The sequence below is a fragment of the Nocardia sp. NPDC049737 genome (assembly GCF_040674755.1).
In the GTDB taxonomy this organism is placed as follows: Bacteria; Actinomycetota; Actinomycetes; order Mycobacteriales; family Mycobacteriaceae; genus Nocardia.
In genome coordinates, this window is record NZ_JBFANH010000010.1 from 128165 (window position 1) to 145170 (window position 17006).

The following is a 17006-nucleotide window of genomic DNA, read 5'->3' on the forward strand; positions in this document are numbered from 1 at the left end:
TCCATGGGTTCCCCATTTTAAGCGCGGGCTAGTCGGCAGTCTCACCCGCGAGGAAGCGCTGCCAGACCGCATGATCCGTACGCTGGCCGCCGGGCGTATCCGCACCATATCGGGTGATCTCCGCCGCGAGATCGAGCGGCATGGTCGGCGCGGTCATACCTCGCAACTCCTGTTCGATCGCGGCATCCGGCACCAACCAGCACACCTCGAATTCGATGCCGTCGGGGTCGGCTCCGTACAGCGACTTGGTGACCGCATGATTCGACGCTCCGCTCAGAGCGTCCGCCGCCCGCAGTGCGTCCTTGACCCGCCCCAACTCGCGCAGCGTGTCAACCTCCCAGGCCAGGTGGTACAGCCCGACCCGTCCGGTGCGATGCGTAGCGGCCGGTTCGGTGGATCGGAACAAACCCAGGTCATGGTCGTTGGCTGAACCGGCCGCCTGCAGGAAGACCCCACCCGGAATTGCGCCGATCTGTCGGAAGCCGAGGACATCGTGGTAGAACGTGGCCGAGCGCTCCACATCGGAGACGAACAGGACGGCATGGTTCAGGCGCTGGATTGGCACGAAAGTTGCTCCGTTTCCTCAGTGCTCGACCGATGCGAAGGCCCGCAGTTCGCGGGCTACATCGGGACCGGTCGGCATGTACACGACCTCGCGGTACCGTGCTGCGGCCAGGTTAGCCAAGGTCATGGGCGCTGGCCATTGCCGATCTGGCGGTGAATCCGGTACCGAAACACGCGCGGAATCGGCCGCTGGAACAGCCGTGTGATTGTCGCGATCGCACTTGCCATCGCGATTTCCAGGATCACGTATCGCTTCGGCATCAGTTCCTCCCTTCGATCGTCTGTGATCAGTAGGCGGCGCTGCTGTGCGCCCCTCCGCGCGAAAGCTGCACCGGCCGACTGGGCCGCAATCTTCATACCAACGGTTGGATGGCCTATCCCTGATCAGCTTCCGCTGAGTGGAAGGTCGGGATCGAACGCCAGGGAGTCGATGACGAAGCGACTGCCGCGGCCGCAGAGATGCAACGCAAAGGTGCTCCACCTCACAATGCCTCGGGTTGACCTTCACATACATGTGAAGGTTCGAATATTCGAGTCATGAAGATAGGCATTACCACCTTCCTTACCGACGAGGGAATCAGCGGTCCGAAACTCGGTGTGGCGCTGGAGGCGCGGGGATTCGAATCGTTGTTCCTGCCGGAACATTCGCATATCCCCGCGAGCCGGAAGTCTCCGGCCCCGGGTGGAGGCGAATTGCCTCGGGAGTACTACCGCGCACTGGATCCGTTCGTCACCCTCGGCGCGATTGCGGCGGTCACCGAACGGTTGATCCTCGGTACCGGGGTCACTCTGCTGATCCAGCGCGATGTCATCCACACCGCGAAGGAGGTCGCCACGCTCGACCGAATCTCGCGCGGGCGCTTCATATTCGGCGTCGGCGCGGGCTGGAACCGCGAGGAGATGGCCGATCACGGTACCGATCCGCGTACCCGCGGCGCGCTGCTCGACGAGCAACTCGACGCCATCCGAGCGATCTGGACCGAGGACGTCGCCGAATATCATGGCCGCTTCATCGATTTCGACCCGATGTATGCCTGGCCGAAACCCATGCAAACCCCGCACCCGCCGATCTTCATCGGTGGCGCGGAAGCGGCGGCCGAACGCGCGATCCGCCACGGCCTCGGGTGGCTTCCCGCCGCGGTCGCCGATCCCGCCGCGATACCGGCCCAATTAGCCCGACTCGACGGATATGACGTGCCTGTCACCGTCGCGTTCGCCGCAGTCGATTCAGCACTGATCGACGGCTATGCCGAGGCCGGGGTAGAGCGATTGGTCTTCAGCGTGCCGACGCTCCCGGAACTGGAAACACTGCGCGCCCTCGACGAAATCACCAAAGTCGCCGACCGGTACCTCGGCCCGACGCTCGCGCCATGACAGATTGACAATGAGTGTAGCGATGTAACAAACTCTCCGGGGTTCGCGGTCATCGGAAGAGGGGCTGGCCAGTGACCGATAACGCCCGTGCGGCGCTGGAGTTGGTTCGTGATTCGAGCCAGTTCAAGTGGTATGTGATCCCGCTGTTGCTGATCGTGGTTTACGTGTATGCCACCGAGGTCGAGCGCCGGAACTGGAATGTGCTGTTCGGTGGGCTGGCGCTGTGGGGGATGGACTGGTTCAACGAGATCTGGAACGCCGTGGTCTTCCATGTCACCGATCGCGCGCCAGTGTGGGGCGCGGTCGGGCCGACCGCCTATCAAATTTTGATCGGGCTCAATATCGAGATCTGCTTCATGTTCGCGATCATGGGCGTGGCGGCGGCGAAGTTGCTGCCGCCACGCGAGATGCGCGTGTTCGGGCTGCCCAACCGTCCGGTGCTGGTGGCGGTGAATGCGGCGTTGGCCGTTGGCGTCGAGATCGTGCTCAACAAGATCGGTGTGCTGACCTGGGACTGGTCCTGGTGGCAGGCAGGCTTCCCGCCGCTGATCTGGCTGATCGGCTACGTCCCGTTCTTCGCGGCCTGCTTCTGGGTGCACGATCTGCCCACCGTGCGCGCCAAGGCCTTGGCAGCCGGGGCGATCCTGGGGCTCGACGCGGTGGCTCTCATTGCTTTCGGCTCGCTGGGATGGTTGTGAACACTCTCGCTCGATTCGCGCTCACCACCGCGCTCACGCTCGTATTCACCGGCATCACCGCGCATTCCGCGACTGCCGAACATACGCCCTGTACCTTGCTCGGCACCGTGGGAACTCCTGAGGGCGCAAGCGACCGGTCCAGTGTCGGTCTGGAAGTGTTACCGCCCGCCGACATTGCACTGCCCGCGCAGGTGTATTTCCGCACCACCGCCGAATCGTTCAACCGCCGCTGGTCCTTCGCCGTCCGTGACGGCCGCATCTTCGTGAAAGATGCTGCGGAACAAGAGGATTGGCACATTCTCCCACTCCCGGGCGGTATGGATGGCCGCATCTCCGGGGTGTCGGCGGACGACGACGAGGTGATGGCGATCGACCGCGACCGCCGATTCTTCACCATGGACCACGCGCTGAGCGCACCGCGAGACTGGAACTGGAGCAGCCGCTACGGCACACCGCTGTGGACCGGCCCCGGCAACGACACTGCCGCCGACCACACACTCGAAACCCTGGCGGCACCATCGCCATACACATATACGGAGCGTTCGGACCGGGGCTGGATGGCCACCATCGATGCCTTCGACATCGCGGTGACACCTACGCTATTGCGCCTCGACTTCGGCGGCGACCTTCGACTCGACCTGATCCTGCATACCGTCGACGGACTACGCCAAATGCCGCAGCAGCGGGGGATCAGCGATCAGCCCCGTCACCTCGACGGCACCATTGAGGTCCCGGCCGCGATCGCGAACAGCCTTGTAGACCAACCCGAACCGATCCGACACTTCATAACAGACCATCTGAATGGACGCCGTTTCACCGACACTGACGTCACGGTCACCGCGTAGTCGTTCAGCGTCGCCGGACTCGGCCTGGTGCTATCGCGCGTCCGCTGACCGCATTATGGGCCGGACGTCGTCGTGCCCAGTCGTGCGGCGGTGAGGTTTTCGGCGGCGAAACGGGCGATGCTGCAGGCCTGGCGCGTATGAGCTTCCGGGTGCGCGGTGCGCTGCTCCAGCGTGGTGCGGATCCGATCCAACGATGCGGTGGCATCGCTGGTGGCGCGGCGGAGCACGGTGTACCGGTGGTCGAGGTCGCGATAGGCGAGGTCGATGTCGTGGCAGCGGCCGCGCAGGTCGGCCACACGATTGAGCAGATCGGCGACCTCACGTGTGGACAGGGTGAGGGTCGGGTGCTCCTCTCCGGAGAGGATCGCCTCGCCCGCGACCTCGGCGCAGCGCGCGTGCAGTATATCGAGAATGTCGGCCACACAGATCACCTCCCACCACTGCGCACGAGAACGAGAGAGAGGCTGCAGGTCAACGCATCTGACGATGGTCGGGCGCGAATCGACGCTCCCTCTCGTTTGATTGCTTTGATCGACACGTAACCCGGCTACGACCCGATCACGGGTACGGTACTGGAATCCTGCCGGCCGAGGAATTCCGCCACTAGTGTCATAGACACAAATGAGAAATTTCCGATGATACGCGCGGGTAACCACCTGACGCTGTGTAATTGCGCGCAGTAAGGGTGCAGACTACGCGGGACCGGCAGTCGCAAACCGTCGCCCGACCGGGCCAGTGCTGTGGAGTGGAAGGAGTTGGCGAGTGTTCAGCCGCATCGCCATCGTGAACCGGGGAGAGGCCGCTATGCGGCTCATCCATGCCGTCCGAGATCTGGCCGCGGAGACCGGGCGACCGATCGAAACCGTCGCGTTGCACACCGATGTCGATCGGAACGCGACATTCGTGCGCGAGGCCGATATCGCCTATGACCTCGGTCCGGCGTCCGCGCGTCCGTATCTGGATCTGAAGGCGCTCGAGCGCGCTCTGGTCACGACCAAGGCCGACGCCGCCTGGGTCGGTTGGGGTTTCGTCGCCGAGGATCCGGCATTCGCCGAGCTGTGCGAGCAGATCGGCGTCACCTTCATCGGCCCCAGTCCGGAGGCCATGCGCAAGCTCGGTGACAAGATCGGCGCGAAGCTGATCGCGGAGGAAGTCGGCGTGCCGGTCGCGCCGTGGAGCCGCGGTTCGGTCGAGACCGTGGACGCCGCGCTCGCGGCCGCCGCCGAGATCGGCTACCCGTTGATGCTGAAAGCGACCGCCGGTGGTGGCGGCCGTGGTATCCGGGTGGTGACGAACGAGGCCGAACTCGTCGATGCCTACGAACGCACCCGTCAGGAAGCCGCGCGCGCCTTCGGCAGCGGCGTGGTCTTCCTGGAACGGCTGGTGACCGGCGCCCGGCACGTCGAGGTCCAGGTGATCGCGGACGGCCAGGGCACCGCATGGGCGCTCGGCGTCCGCGACTGCTCGGTGCAGCGGCGCAATCAGAAGGTCATCGAGGAGTCGGCGTCACCGGTGCTGCGTCCCGAGCAGGTGGCCGAACTCAAGGCGTCGGCCGAGCGCTTGGCGATCGCGGTTCAGTATCGCGGCGCGGCGACCGTCGAGTTCCTGTACCACCCGGGTGACGAGCTGTTCGCATTCCTCGAGGTCAACACTCGCCTGCAGGTCGAACACCCGATCACCGAGTACACCACCGGTTTCGACCTGGTTCGGGCGCAGCTGCTGGTGGCATCGGGCGGCAAGCTCGAGGGCGAAGCTCCGGCCGAACGCGGGCACGCGATCGAAGCCCGGCTCAACGCCGAGGATCCGGACCGCGACTTCGCGCCCGCGCCGGGCCGCATCGCGCGGCTGGATCTGCCCGCCGGGCCCGGCATTCGCGTCGACACCGGCGTCAGCGAGGGCGACACGATTCCTGCCGACTTCGACTCGATGATCGCCAAGATCATCGCCTACGGACGAGACCGCGAGCAAGCGCTGGGCCGGCTGCGCCGGGCAATGTCGCAGACCAGGGTCGTCATCGAGGGCGGGGCGACGAACAAGAGCTTCGTGCTCGATCTGCTGAACCAGCCCGAGGTGATCGACGCCAGCGCGGACACCGGCTGGATCGACCGCGTGCGCGCCGAGGGACGCCTCGTATCGCATCAACACTCCGCGGTCGCGGTGGCCGTCGCCGCCATCGATGCCTACGAAGAGGAAGAGCGGGTCGAGCGGCACCGGCTGTTGTCCACGGCGGCCGGTGGACGGCCCCAGGTGCAGCACCAGAGCGGTCGCCCGCACGACCTGAAGTTGCGTGGCGTCGGCTACCGTGTGCGCGTCGCACGGATCGGTGCGCACCGGTTCCGCGTCGGCATCGAAGCGGGTGGCGAGATGCGTGCCGCGGATATTGATCTCGAGCGCTTCGACCGCCACACCGGGCAGATCGTGGTCAACGGCGTCCGCTACCGGGTGATCACCGGTACGCATGGGCCGATCCACCTGGTCGATGTCGACGGTGTGACGCATCGGATCAGCCGTGACGAGGGTGGCGTCGTCCGCTCGCCCGCCCCCGCGCTGGTCGTTGCCACCCCGCTGGAGGTCGGTGCCGAGGTCGAGGCGGGCGCACCGGTGCTGGTACTCGAGAGCATGAAGATGGAAACGGTGCTGCGCGCGCCGTTCCGGGCTCGGTTGAAGGAATCCGCTGTCACCGTCGGCACCCAGGTCGAGACCGGCGCGCCGCTGCTGCGGCTGGAGCCGCTCGCCGAGGACGATGAGGCCGCAGACGCCGTGGAGGTCGCGTCGGTCGAACTGGACCTGCCCGACGAGCCCGCGCCGGACCGCGTGCACGACGGCATCGCCCGCAGCCTGCAGGACCTGCGCAGCTTGCTGCTCGGCTTCGACGTCGACCCGCATGACGAGCGCCGGGTGCTCGACCACTACCTCGCCGTGCGCCGGGCGGCCATCGCGGACAACCGCAGGCCCCTTGCCGATGAGATCGAACTCGTGCAGGTGTTCTCCGACCTGTCCGAGCTGAGCCACAACCGGTCGTGGAATGAGGACGGCGTCCAGGGCCACGTCCACAGCGCCCGCGAGTACTTCCACACCTACCTGCAGAGCCTCGATGTCGAGCGGGCCGGACTGCCGGAGTCGTACCAGGCCGAGCTCGCCAAGGCACTCGGGCATTACGGCGTCACCGAACTGGATCGTTCCCCTGAGCTCGAAGCCGCGGTCTTCCGGATCTTCCTCGCCCAGCAACGGCCATCCGACACCGTCACCGTCATCACCACCTTGCTGCGCGAGTGGCTGGGCGAGCCGGTGCCGGACCGGGCGCTGCGGGAGCCGGTCGGTCTGGCACTGGAGCGGCTGGTTACCGCGACACAGGTGCGCTTCCCCGTGATCGCCGACCTCACCCGTGGCCTGGTGTACTCCTGGTTCGGCCAGCCGCTGCTGCGGCGCAATCGTGCCCGCGTCTACACCAATGTCCGTAAGCAGCTGAGCCACCTCGATGCGCACCCGGAGACGGCGGATCGCGCCGAGCGCATCTCCGAGATGGTCCGCAGTACCGAGCCGCTGGTGCGGCTGCTCGGTCAGCGCCTGGTGCGCGGCAGTGCCGACAACACCGCCATGCTCGAGGTGCTGACCCGCCGGTACTACGGGAACAAGGGTCTGACCGGTGTGCACACCCGGGAGGCCGGTGGGTGCACGTTCGTGATCGCCGAACGTCGGGGCCTGAGCTTGGTTTCGGCGGCGGTGAGTTTCGATGCGCTCGACACTGTGCTGCGCGGTCTCACCGAGCTGGCGAGCGTGACTTCCTCCATCGAGGCCGACATCTACCTGAGCTGGGAGAAGCAGCCGGAGGACTTCGACGCGATGGCCGCCGCGTTGCAGGAAGTGCTCGGTGCGCGGCGGTTGCCGAACCAGATCCACCGGATCACCGCCACTGTCGCGGGGAGCGGCGGTGCGGTGATGCACCATCACTTCACCTTCCGTCCGTCCGCGACCGGCATGGTCGAGGAGCGGTTGATCCGCGGCCTGCATCCGTACATCGCGGAGCGGATGCAGATGAAGCGGTTGCGCAAGTTCGACCTCACTCGGCTCCCGTCCTCGGACGAGGAGGTCTACCTGTTCCGGTGCATCGCGAAGGAGAATGCGTCCGACGAGCGTCTCGTCGCATTCGCGCAGGTACGAGACTTGGCCGCATTGCGCGAGCACGACGGTCGGCTGCTGGCGCTGCCGACCGCCGAGAGCACCATTGCCGCCTGCCTGGATTCGATCCGCCGCGCGCAGTCGCAGCGGCCCTCGGCCAAGCGGTTCCACACCAACCGCATCGTGATGTACATCTGGCCGCCGGTCGAGATGACCCGCGCCGAGCTGGAGATGATCGTCGATCGGGTGCGGCCGACGACCGCGGGCGCCGGGCTGGAGGAGATCCTGCTCATCGCGCGGCATCGCCACCCGAAGACCGGCGAGCTGATCAAGGTCGCCGTGCGCATCGCCTTCGACGCCACTGGCGGCACCGAGGTGACCATTGGTGAGCGGTCCGACGAGGCGGTCGAGCCGATCGACGAGTACCGGCAGAAGGTGCTGCGGGCCAGCAGCCGCAACACCGTGTACCCGTACGAGCTGACCGCTCTGCTCGGTGAATTCGCCGAGTACGACCTGGATTCCGATCACACGCTCGTGCCGGTCGACCGGCCCAAGGGACGCAATAAGGCCGCGATCGTCGCGGGCGTGGTCACCACGGCGACCGAGCAGTATCCGGACGGCATCAGCAGAGTGGTGCTGCTCGGTGATCCGACGAAATCGCTCGGTGCGCTTTCGGAGCCGGAGTGCCGTCGCGTGATCGCCGCGATGGACCTGGCCGAACGGATGCAGGTGCCGCTGGAGTGGTACGCGCTGTCCTCCGGCGCCCGGATCTCGATGCAGTCCGGCACCGAGAACATGGACTGGGTGGCGGCGGCGCTCAAGCGGATCGTCGAATTCACCCAGGACGGCGGCGAGATCAACATCGTGGTCTCGGGGATCAACGTCGGCGCGCAGCCGTACTGGAACGCCGAGGCGACGATGCTCATGCATACCAAGGGCATCCTGGTGATGACGCCGGACTCGGCGATGGTGCTCACCGGCAAGCAGGCGCTGGACTTCTCCGGCGGCGTGTCGGCCGAGGACAACTTCGGTATCGGCGGTTACGACCGGGTGATGGGCCCGAACGGGCAGGCGCAGTACTGGGCGCCTAATCTGCTCGCCGCGCGAGATGTGCTGATGTCGCACTACGACCACACCTATGTGGCGCCGGGCGAGCAGTCGCCGCGGCGGTCGGACACCAGCGACCCCATCGATCGCGACGTCTCGGACTTCCCGCATGTCGTGGCGGGCAGCGACTTCACCACGGTCGGCGAGATCTTCTCCGCCACCGCCAACCCCGACCGCAAGAAGCCGTTCGACATCCGGACCGTTATGCGAGCCGTGGCCGATCAGGACCACCCGGTGCTGGAACGCTGGGCCGGGATGGCCGACGCCGAGACGGCCGTCGTACAGGATGCGCGGCTCGGCGGTATTCCGGTGTGCCTGCTGGGCATCGAGTCCAGGGGAGTGCCGCGCCGCGGCTACCCGTCCACCGACGGCCCGGACACCTACACGGCTGGCACGTTGTTCCCGCAGTCTTCGAAGAAGGCCGCGCGGGCGATCAACGCGGCCAGCGGCAATCGGCCGCTTGTGGTGTTGGCGAATCTGTCGGGCTTCGACGGCTCACCGGAATCGATGCGGAAGTTGCAGCTCGAGTACGGTGCCGAGATCGGCCGAGCGATCGTCAACTTCCAGGGCCCCATCGTGTTCTGCGTGATCTCGCGCTATCACGGTGGCGCCTTCGTGGTGTTCTCGAAGCTGCTCAACCCGAATATGACCGTGCTGGCGCTGGAAGGCTCGTTCGCTTCGGTACTCGGCGGCGCCCCCGCGGCCGCGGTGGTGTTCGCCGGTGAGGTCAATGCCCGTACGGCAGCCGATCCGCGGGTGCGCGATCTCGAGGCACGCGCCGCGAACGCGCTCGGCGCCGACCGTGCGGCACTGACAGCGGAACGCGACGAGGTCCGGTCTTCGGTTCGCACGGAGAAACTCGGTGAGGTCGCAGCGGAGTTCGACCGCGTGCACAATATTCAGCGCGCTGTCGAGGTCGGTTCGGTCGATGCCATCATCCGCGCCGCCGAACTTCGCCCGCGCATCATCGAGGCCATCGAGGTGGGACTGCCCGCCTGATCTTTGATCGCTGAAACGGTCGGCCTATTCGGGGCAACATCGCGCCCCGAATAGGCCGACTGTTGTTTCTTCGGGCGGTCATACACTGACACCGACAGCTGTTCCATCTCGATCAGAAGATCGGCCGAGCCGATGACCGAACTTGTTTCGCGCGCCCAAGGCGTCCGCTTCGACGAACTCGCGCTGGCGACGCGCAATCACGGCATGCAACTGGAGGGCATGCGGTACGACATCACGCCCATCGGCATGCATTACTTGCTGATTCATTTCGATATCCCGGAGATCGACGCATCGTCATGGCGGTTGCGGGTGACCGGATACGTCAAGCGTGGACTGGAGCTGTCGCTCGACGACATCAGATCGCGACCGGCGACGACGATTCCGGTCACCCTCGAATGCGCGGGTAATGGGCGCACGAGAATGGACCCGCGCAACGTCAGCCAACCGTGGGGTCTGAGGCGATCGGCACGGCGGCGTGGACGGGCACCGCACTGGGTGGGATTCTCGACGACTGCGGTATCCGGGACGAAGCGGTCGAGGTCGTATTCACCGGCGCCGATCGCGGATTCCAGGACAAAGTGGAGCACAACTATCAACGCTCCCTGAGCATCAGCGAATGCCGCAGACCCGAAATTCTGCTCGCTTACGAAATGAACGGCACACCGCTCCCACCACAGCACGGCTTCCCACTGCGACTGCTCGTCCCCGGGTGGTACGGCATGACGAGCGTCAAATGGCTGCGGAATATCGAAGTCGTCGACCGGCCCTTCACCGGGTTACAACAGGCGGTGGCCTATCGCTACCAACGCGACGCGGACGATCCGGGGCTACCGGTATCGCGAATCAAGGTGCGTGCGTTGATGATTCCGCCTGGCATTCCCGACTACCCGAGTGGGCGACGCACGGTCGACGCCGGTGCGGTCCTGCTCCGCGGCCGCGCGTGGTGTGGCACCTCGCCCGTGGTCCGCGTGGAAGTCGGTGTCGATGGCCGCTGGCAGGACGCTCAATTGGAGCGCGGCGTCGCCGAATTCGCCTGGCGCAGTTGGAGTTACACCTGGGATGCGCGACCGGGCGAGTGCCGACTGAGCTGCCGCGCCACCGATGCGGAAGGGAATGTGCAACCGGCCGAGCAATTCTGGAACCGACAGGGCCTGGGGAACAACCTGATTCAGGAAGTCCCGGTCACGGTCCGGTGAACCAGCGCCGAACCCGTGTTGCAGCGAATTCGGCCTTCTCGGTCGCCAATTCGGCCGAGGGTGTGACGAACGGTGCGGCCGGCTTCGGTCCGGAAAGGAAGTCGGCGTCTACCTTGCCGACGAGTCCGTCCCCGAATTCGATGTAGCAGGAACCCTGCCCGAGATACTTCCCGGGCGCGGGTGTTCGGTGCAGTTGCGCGGCAATGTGCGCTGCAACCGTGCGTGCGGCGTTTTCGGCGAAAACCCCGGCGCGGGGAACCGGAGCGTCCGCGCAGTCGCCGATGGCGTAGACGCCCGGATAGGGGGTGGCGAGGGTTCACGGGTCGACGTGGATCCAGCCGTCGCCGCCGTCGACGGTCAGCCCGGATGCCTCGACCACGGGTACGACGCAATGGGTCGGGATGCCGATGAACAGGTCGTAGGCGAGGTCGCCCGCGCCAGTCCGGGCGATATGGTTCTTCGGGTCGAGCGCATGGACCCGCTGCCCCGGAGAGTAGTCGATTCCACGTCGCCCGAGCGCCTCGACAAGCGCGGCGGAGGTGTCCGCGGAGACCGGGATCGGTAAGTCCATCGGGGTCAGCACATGCATGCGAGTACGGTCGCGGATGCCACGCCGGCTCAGTAATTCGTGCAGCAGCATCGCGCACTCATAGGGTGCGGGCGGGCACTTGAACGGGACGCTCAATATCGCGATGAGAATGGTGCCACCGTCGAAACCGGCCAGCCGATCGCGCAGTCGGCACGCTCCCGGGATCGAGTAGTACTCGTGACCGTCCGCGACGAACCCCGGGGTAGCGGCGGGGTCGTAATCGGCGCCCAAAGCGACAACCAGAAAGTCCGGGTCGTAACTGGCGCGGTCGGTGTCCACGTGACGGGTCTGCGGGTCGATCGCGGTGACCTGCTCCTGCCGGAACTCGACGCCGGGACGGACCAGGTCGCGGTAGCTGACCCGCACGGATTCCGGAGTCCGGTCGTGGAAAAGGATTTCCAATTTCGAGAAACCGAATGTGAACCCGTTGTTACGGTCGACGAGTACCACTCGAACCTCGCCGGGCACTGACTCGGACAGGCAGGCGGCCAGTTCCAGCCCGCCGAACCCGGCTCCGAGGATGAGCACCGTCGGCGTTCGAACGTTCTCGGGGATGGACATGGTTGAACGCTTTCCCGCGAGTCAGTGCGTCGCCGGCCGTTTCAATCCATTGATTGCGTATCCATTGTGCGCGCCTCGCTAGCCGGATGGAACCCGGCTTTCAAGCCGCGCGCATACTTGCGGCGATTGCTGTGGCACCGTTCGCCGTTCTCGTAACCGATGCAGATCCACCCGAGCACGGAGGTGAAAACATGGGTGTGCTCGATCGCCGAACCGTTCTGGTCGGCACCCTTACTGCGACGACCGCCTTGATGGCGGGTTGCGGGCGAGATCAGTCATCCGATCAGGTCCCAACGACGCAGTCGCCGCCGCAGACCGCGAAGGCGGCCTTCGACAGGCTGATGACAGGTAATCGCCGCTGGATCGATGGCAATCTGGACCATCCTGACCGCGATCCGGATCGGCGCGAGTTGCTGGCCCGGGATCAGCAGCCGTACGGCGTCGTGCTGGCTTGTATCGATTCGCGCGTCCCGCCGGAGCTGGTGTTCGACACCGGGCTCGGCGATTTGTTCGTGATGCGTACCGGCGGTCTTGCGGTGGGACCCGTCGTGACCGGTTCCGTCGAATACGGGCCGATGACCAGTGGCTCCCCATTGATCATGGTCCTCGGGCACCAGCGCTGCGGTGCGGTGGCCGCGGCATACAAGGCACTGCAGGAGGGCACGTCGCTGCCGGGCAATCTGCAGTCGATTGTGGAGGCACTGCGACCGGCATACGAGCGGATGGATTCGCCGGGCACCGACCCGGTCGAAACGATGAGCCGCATCCAGATCGAGTTGACCGCACAAGATCTGCGACGCAACAACGACCTCGCGCCGATGGTGGAACGTGGCGCTGTTTCGGTCGTGGGCGCCTACTACAACCTCGACACCGGGCGGGTCGAAGTTCTCGACGGAGCCCCGGCCTGACCGCGGCTTGCATACGACCGACCGGGCGGGTAGTCCGGATAGCAGGAGGTGTTCGATGCTGTCCTCCGCATCCGATCCCTTGGCGCGGACAGAAGAAGTCATCGTGTCGTCGGAGTCCATCCGGCTGACGGGGATACTGGCCGTCCCACAGAGCCCCACCGGTCTGGTCGTCTTCGCGCACGGCAGCGGCAGCGGTCGCCACAGTCCGCGGAATCGGCTGGTCGCCGATGTACTCAACCGAGCGGGACTCGCGACGATGCTTGTCGACCTGCTGACCGCGACCGAGGAGGGCGACCGTGCACGAGTTTTCGATATCGAGCTGCTCGCCGAGCGTCTCGTCGCGGTGACTCGTGGGCTGCGCACGCGGCCGGTCCTGAGCGGCCTTCCGACCGGATATTTCGGGGCGAGCACCGGTGCCGGTGCCGCACTGTGGGCGGCGACCGAACCCGGCACCGAGATCGCGGCCATCGTCTCCCGTGGCGGTCGCCCGGACCTGGCCGGTGCGCGACTGGCGCACGTCCGGGCGCCGACGCTGCTCATCGTCGGCGGTAACGATCAGTACGTGCTGGAGCTCAATCGCGAGGCCCAACTGCGGATGCCGTGTCCGAGCGAGATCGACGTCGTCCCCGGTGCGACGCACCTGTTCGAGGAGCCCGGTGCGCTCGAGCAGGTGGCGGATCTGGCTCGCGACTGGTTCCGCGGCAACCTCAGCGTCGTGCGGTCTTGAACACCACCGGTAGGTCGTCGGGGCGCAGTGCGACCCGGGTGCCGAAGTCGTGACTGATGTGCTCGATCGTCTCGCACAGCCATCGAGATTCATCGCGCGCGGCCGACTCCAGGCGCATGTGCCGAATCCGCAGTGGAATCATTCGCGTCTGCATCACGCCGGGATCGATGGACACCAGATAGAGCAGGCGAAGCTCCGGGCGGTACCGCTCATAGCCGCGGATGCCCTCGTAATCATCGATGACGTCACCGCACCCGTACAGAATCGGTTTGCCCTGATAGATCTCGATCGGCCGTGGATGGTGTGCGGAATGCCCGTGCACGAGGTCGACTCCGGCATCGATCAATCGATGCGCGAACTGCCTTTCGCTCCGCGGCACCCCGTAGCCCCAGTTGGGCCCCCAATGTACGGAAACGATCGCGATATCGCCATTGCGCTTGTGCGCCAATACTTCTGCCGCCACCTCCTCGGCGGCGCGAATATTCGGCGCGTCTCCGATCCACCACAGCCCCGGCCGATCGCGGCCAGCCGCCCAATGGTTCGGGACCCCACTCGATCCCGCGCCGACCGAGACGATTACCACTCGTCGTCCGTCATCGAGTTCCGATATCGCCGGGGTCCGGGCCTCGTCGAAATCCACGCCCGCCCCGGCGCGCTGGATGCGCGCGGTATCGAGTGTTTCCACCGTGTCCGCCAGCCCTTCGACACCGAAATCGAGAATGTGGTTGTTGGCCAGCGCGCAGACGACCGGCGCGATTGCGGTCAACACCGGAATATTGGCTGGATTCATGCGGTAGTGGATGCCCTTGCCGGCTGCGAAGGCGCCATCGGCGGTGATCGCGGTTTCCAGATTGAGCAATCGCACCTGCGGGGCGAGCTGCGCAAGTATCGGCAGGACCTCACCCCATGGGTGACCGAAATCCACCGGGCGGGCAAATTCACCGCTTATTTGCTCAGCCAACTCCGCATACGTCCGCGCATCCTCGATATACCGTTCGTGCAGCGTCGGATCACCGGGGTGCGGGAGAATCTGGTCCACCCCACGGCCCAGCATGACGTCGCCGCCCAGCAGCACCGTCGCCATGCCACCATTGTCGATCATGTCCGCCACATCGTTCAATGCGCGGCGGTGTAAATGGCGATGTCCGCGCCGCGTCACCGGGTTCGAGAAGGATGTCGCCCCGCTAGGCGCTGATGCCCGCGGTCAGGATGGCGGCCAACTCGCGGTAGGCGTCGGCATCGTCGAGTCCGGTGTGTTCGCGCACCCCGCCCTGCTGGATGCGGACCATCATGGTGGCGACCATATCGGCGGCGAAGGCGGCGTGGACGTCACGGAATTCGCCCGCCGCGACCCCCTCATCGATGAGTTCGCGGACCCGGCGGGCGGCGATCCTGGTGTTCTTCTCGTAGATCTCCCGCGCGGGCGCGAAACCGCTCAAGTCGGCCATGAACCGGTCGGAGGCGGCGGCCAGGGCGGTACCGACCGCGGACAGGTAGGCGGTGATGCGCTCACGGGCATCGGCGATCGGCGCGATACCGGCCTCCACATCGTCGGTGGCGCGGCGGAAGAAGTGCACGGTCGCGGCCCGGACCAGCTGTTCCTTGCTGCCCGCCAGGGTGTAGAGGGTCGATTTGGAGCAACGCAGTCGCGCGGCGATCTCATCGAGGGTCAGATGCGCGAATCCCTCGGTCAGAAACAGGTCGACCAGCGCGTCGAACAGTTCGGTACGCCGCCGAGTGGCGAATCCGCCGTGTGTGAGCTGGTCCATAGCAGCGAATAGTACTGAAGCGTCTCTTGCAGTACCGAGGTACGACCAGTACTGTACATAGTAATTCAGTACTGCTATACGTAGGCGAGGAGTCTTGTGGCCGTCGAACGTCTGCTGCCCACCACCGAAGCCCGGGAATTGATCCAGCTGACCCGCGACATCGCCGATAAGGTCCTCGCCCCGATCGTCGATGAATGCGAGCGGGCCGAGAGCTATCCCGATGGTGTGTTCGCGAGGCTGGGGGAGGCCGGGTTGTTGAGCCTGCCGTACCCGGTCGAATGGGGCGGCGGTGGCCAGCCGTACGAGGTGTATCTGCAGGTCCTCGAGGAGATCGCCGCGCGGTGGGCGGCGATCGCGGTGGCGGTCAGTGTGCACAGCCTGGCCTGCCATCCGATGCTGGCATTCGGCACCGAGGAGCAGAAGCGGCGTTGGCTGCCGGAGATGTTGGGCGGCAACACGATCGGCGCATACAGCCTCTCCGAGCCGCAGGCCGGATCAGATGCCGCCGCAGTGGCCTGCAAGGCCGCTCCGGTCGATGGCGGCTATCTCGTCAACGGCACCAAGGCCTGGATCACCCACGGCGGCATCGCCGACTTCTACAACCTGTTCGCGCGCACGGGCGGGGGGCCGCGCGGCATCTCCTGCTTCCTGGTACCGCGTGAGACCATCGGCCTGACCTTCGGCAAGCCCGAGCAGAAGATGGGACTGCACGCGGTGCCGACTACGACCGCGCACTACGACGACGCGTTCCTGCCCGTCGAGCGTCGGATCGGTACGGAGGGGCAAGGCCTCCAGATCGCCTTGAGTGCGCTGGATTCCGGTCGGCTCGGTATCGCCGCCGTCGCGACCGGACTGGCTCAGGCCGCGCTCGACGAAGCCGTCGCCTACGCCAAGGAGCGCTCGGCATTCGGCAAGCCGATCATCGAACATCAGGGTCTCGGGTTCCTACTGGCTGATATGGCTGCCGCGGTCGATTCGGCCCGCGCCACCTATCTCGATGCCGCGCGTCGACGCGATGCGGGCCTGGCGTACTCACGGCAGGCGAGTGTGGCCAAACTGATCGCCACCGACGCGGCCATGAAGGTCACCACCGACGCGGTCCAGGTATTCGGCGGCTACGGCTATACCCGCGACTTCCGGGTCGAGCGGTACATGCGCGAAGCCAAGATCACCCAAATCTTCGAGGGCACCAACCAGATTCAGCGACTGGTCATAGCACGCAGCCTCGCGCATTGACGGGCTGTGCTGGCGGTGCCGCTCTGTTCGGTACCGCGGTGATCAGGTGGCACGCTGCGGCGGGTACGTCTCGAATCCGGTTGTCACCGGTCATGGCCGAAGGGCTTTCGGCTTCTTCGTCGTTCGCTGCGGTTGCGGTGGGCCTCTGCCGAATATGACTTCGTTTCAACTGACCGGCAAGCTGCGTACCGGGCCGCTCAACGACACCCGTTGACCTCGCCGCGGGTGATTTCGTGCGATTTCCCGGTGACATCCACGTGTGCTCGAGCGAGCGAGTCATGGTTGCCCACATGGTGACCACGATTCCCCCGGTG

The 17006-nt window shown here is 65.8% G+C and carries 12 protein-coding genes and 2 pseudogenes; 9 read left to right on the forward strand and 5 right to left on the reverse strand.

The genetic code is table 11. The features are described 5' to 3' along the window. Nucleotides 1-28 precede the first annotated feature (28 nt). Nucleotides 29-565, reverse strand: coding sequence for a VOC family protein (locus AB0J47_RS15760; protein WP_364345863.1), 537 nt, complete (start codon nucleotides 563-565; stop codon nucleotides 29-31). Nucleotides 566-1101: 536 nt separating this feature from the next. Between AB0J47_RS15760 and AB0J47_RS15765 the strand changes: the two genes are divergently transcribed. From AB0J47_RS15765 to AB0J47_RS15775, 3 genes are all read left to right on the forward strand, one after another. Continuing rightward, the gene (locus AB0J47_RS15765) at nucleotides 1102-1938 is read left to right on the forward strand and encodes an LLM class F420-dependent oxidoreductase (RefSeq protein ID WP_364345865.1); all 837 of its coding nucleotides are present in this window, start codon (nucleotides 1102-1104) and stop codon (nucleotides 1936-1938) included. 71 nt (nucleotides 1939-2009) lie between these two features. After that, nucleotides 2010-2636 (forward strand): hypothetical protein, encoded by a 627-nt coding sequence (locus AB0J47_RS15770; protein WP_364345867.1) that lies wholly within the window; start codon nucleotides 2010-2012, stop codon nucleotides 2634-2636. Beyond that, nucleotides 2627-3481: a hypothetical protein gene (locus tag AB0J47_RS15775; RefSeq protein WP_364345869.1), complete on the forward strand. Its 855-nt coding sequence runs from the start codon at nucleotides 2627-2629 to the stop codon at nucleotides 3479-3481. The genes AB0J47_RS15770 and AB0J47_RS15775 overlap by 10 nt, the downstream gene beginning before the upstream one ends. Nucleotides 3482-3534: 53 nt before the next feature. Here the strand turns inward: AB0J47_RS15775 and AB0J47_RS15780 are convergent, their stop codons facing one another. Next, nucleotides 3535-3903 (reverse strand): hypothetical protein, encoded by a 369-nt coding sequence (locus AB0J47_RS15780; protein WP_364345871.1) that lies wholly within the window; start codon nucleotides 3901-3903, stop codon nucleotides 3535-3537. Nucleotides 3904-4243: 340 nt separating this feature from the next. On the opposite strand from AB0J47_RS15780, the gene AB0J47_RS15785 reads away from it, so the two are divergent. The 3 genes and pseudogenes from AB0J47_RS15785 to AB0J47_RS15795 all read left to right on the forward strand — a co-directional run bounded on the left by AB0J47_RS15785 (nucleotide 4244) and on the right by AB0J47_RS15795 (nucleotide 10902). Continuing rightward, complete coding sequence (locus AB0J47_RS15785; RefSeq protein WP_364345873.1) at nucleotides 4244-9706, forward strand: carboxyl transferase domain-containing protein; 5463 nt, start codon at nucleotides 4244-4246, stop codon at nucleotides 9704-9706. A 246-nt stretch (nucleotides 9707-9952) separates the two neighbouring features. Then, nucleotides 9953-10422 (forward strand): annotated as a pseudogene (locus AB0J47_RS15790) (molybdopterin-dependent oxidoreductase); the annotation flags it as partial. 144 nt (nucleotides 10423-10566) lie between these two features. Continuing rightward, nucleotides 10567-10902, forward strand: coding sequence for a hypothetical protein (locus AB0J47_RS15795; protein ID WP_364346091.1), 336 nt, complete (start codon nucleotides 10567-10569; stop codon nucleotides 10900-10902). A gap of 316 nt (nucleotides 10903-11218) precedes the next feature. Here the strand turns inward: AB0J47_RS15795 and AB0J47_RS15800 are convergent, their stop codons facing one another. After that, nucleotides 11219-12052 carry an FAD/NAD(P)-binding oxidoreductase gene (locus AB0J47_RS15800; RefSeq protein WP_364345875.1) on the reverse strand — a complete coding sequence of 278 codons (834 nt, stop codon included), beginning with the start codon at nucleotides 12050-12052 and terminating at the stop codon, nucleotides 11219-11221. Nucleotides 12053-12243: 191 nt separating this feature from the next. Between AB0J47_RS15800 and AB0J47_RS15805 the strand changes: the two genes are divergently transcribed. Continuing rightward, the gene (locus AB0J47_RS15805) at nucleotides 12244-12960 is read left to right on the forward strand and encodes a carbonic anhydrase (RefSeq protein WP_364345877.1); all 717 of its coding nucleotides are present in this window, start codon (nucleotides 12244-12246) and stop codon (nucleotides 12958-12960) included. 58 nt (nucleotides 12961-13018) lie between these two features. Next, nucleotides 13019-13687 (forward strand): annotated as a pseudogene (locus AB0J47_RS15810) (phosphoribosyltransferase); the annotation flags it as partial. Here the strand turns inward: AB0J47_RS15810 and AB0J47_RS15815 are convergent. Continuing rightward, nucleotides 13668-14789, reverse strand: a complete 1122-nt coding sequence (locus tag AB0J47_RS15815; RefSeq protein ID WP_364345879.1) for a CapA family protein — start codon at nucleotides 14787-14789, stop codon at nucleotides 13668-13670. The pseudogene AB0J47_RS15810 and the gene AB0J47_RS15815 sit on opposite strands and share 20 nt — an antisense overlap. Before the next feature lie 82 nt (nucleotides 14790-14871). Then, the gene (locus tag AB0J47_RS15820; protein WP_364345881.1) at nucleotides 14872-15456 is read right to left on the reverse strand and encodes a TetR/AcrR family transcriptional regulator; all 585 of its coding nucleotides are present in this window, start codon (nucleotides 15454-15456) and stop codon (nucleotides 14872-14874) included. A gap of 96 nt (nucleotides 15457-15552) precedes the next feature. Here AB0J47_RS15820 and AB0J47_RS15825 point away from each other — a divergent pair, with 96 nt between their 5' ends. Then, nucleotides 15553-16692 (forward strand): acyl-CoA dehydrogenase family protein, encoded by a 1140-nt coding sequence (locus AB0J47_RS15825; protein WP_364345883.1) that lies wholly within the window; start codon nucleotides 15553-15555, stop codon nucleotides 16690-16692. Nucleotides 16693-17006: the final 314 nt, after the last annotated feature.

Excerpts from the sequence above, each read along its gene's own strand:
- AB0J47_RS15765 (WP_364345865.1), top strand. The coding sequence starts at position 1,102 with ATGAAGATAGGCATTACCACCTTCCTTACCGACGAGGGAATCAGCGGT.
- AB0J47_RS15775 (WP_364345869.1), top strand. The coding sequence starts at position 2,627 with ATGGTTGTGAACACTCTCGCTCGATTCGCGCTCACCACCGCGCTCACG.
- AB0J47_RS15795 (WP_364346091.1), top strand. The coding sequence starts at position 10,567 with ATGATTCCGCCTGGCATTCCCGACTACCCGAGTGGGCGACGCACGGTC.
- AB0J47_RS15800 (WP_364345875.1), bottom strand. The coding sequence starts at position 12,052 with ATGTCCATCCCCGAGAACGTTCGAACGCCGACGGTGCTCATCCTCGGA.
- AB0J47_RS15805 (WP_364345877.1), top strand. The coding sequence starts at position 12,244 with ATGGGTGTGCTCGATCGCCGAACCGTTCTGGTCGGCACCCTTACTGCG.
- AB0J47_RS15815 (WP_364345879.1), bottom strand. The coding sequence starts at position 14,789 with ATGATCGACAATGGTGGCATGGCGACGGTGCTGCTGGGCGGCGACGTC.
- AB0J47_RS15820 (WP_364345881.1), bottom strand. The coding sequence starts at position 15,456 with ATGGACCAGCTCACACACGGCGGATTCGCCACTCGGCGGCGTACCGAA.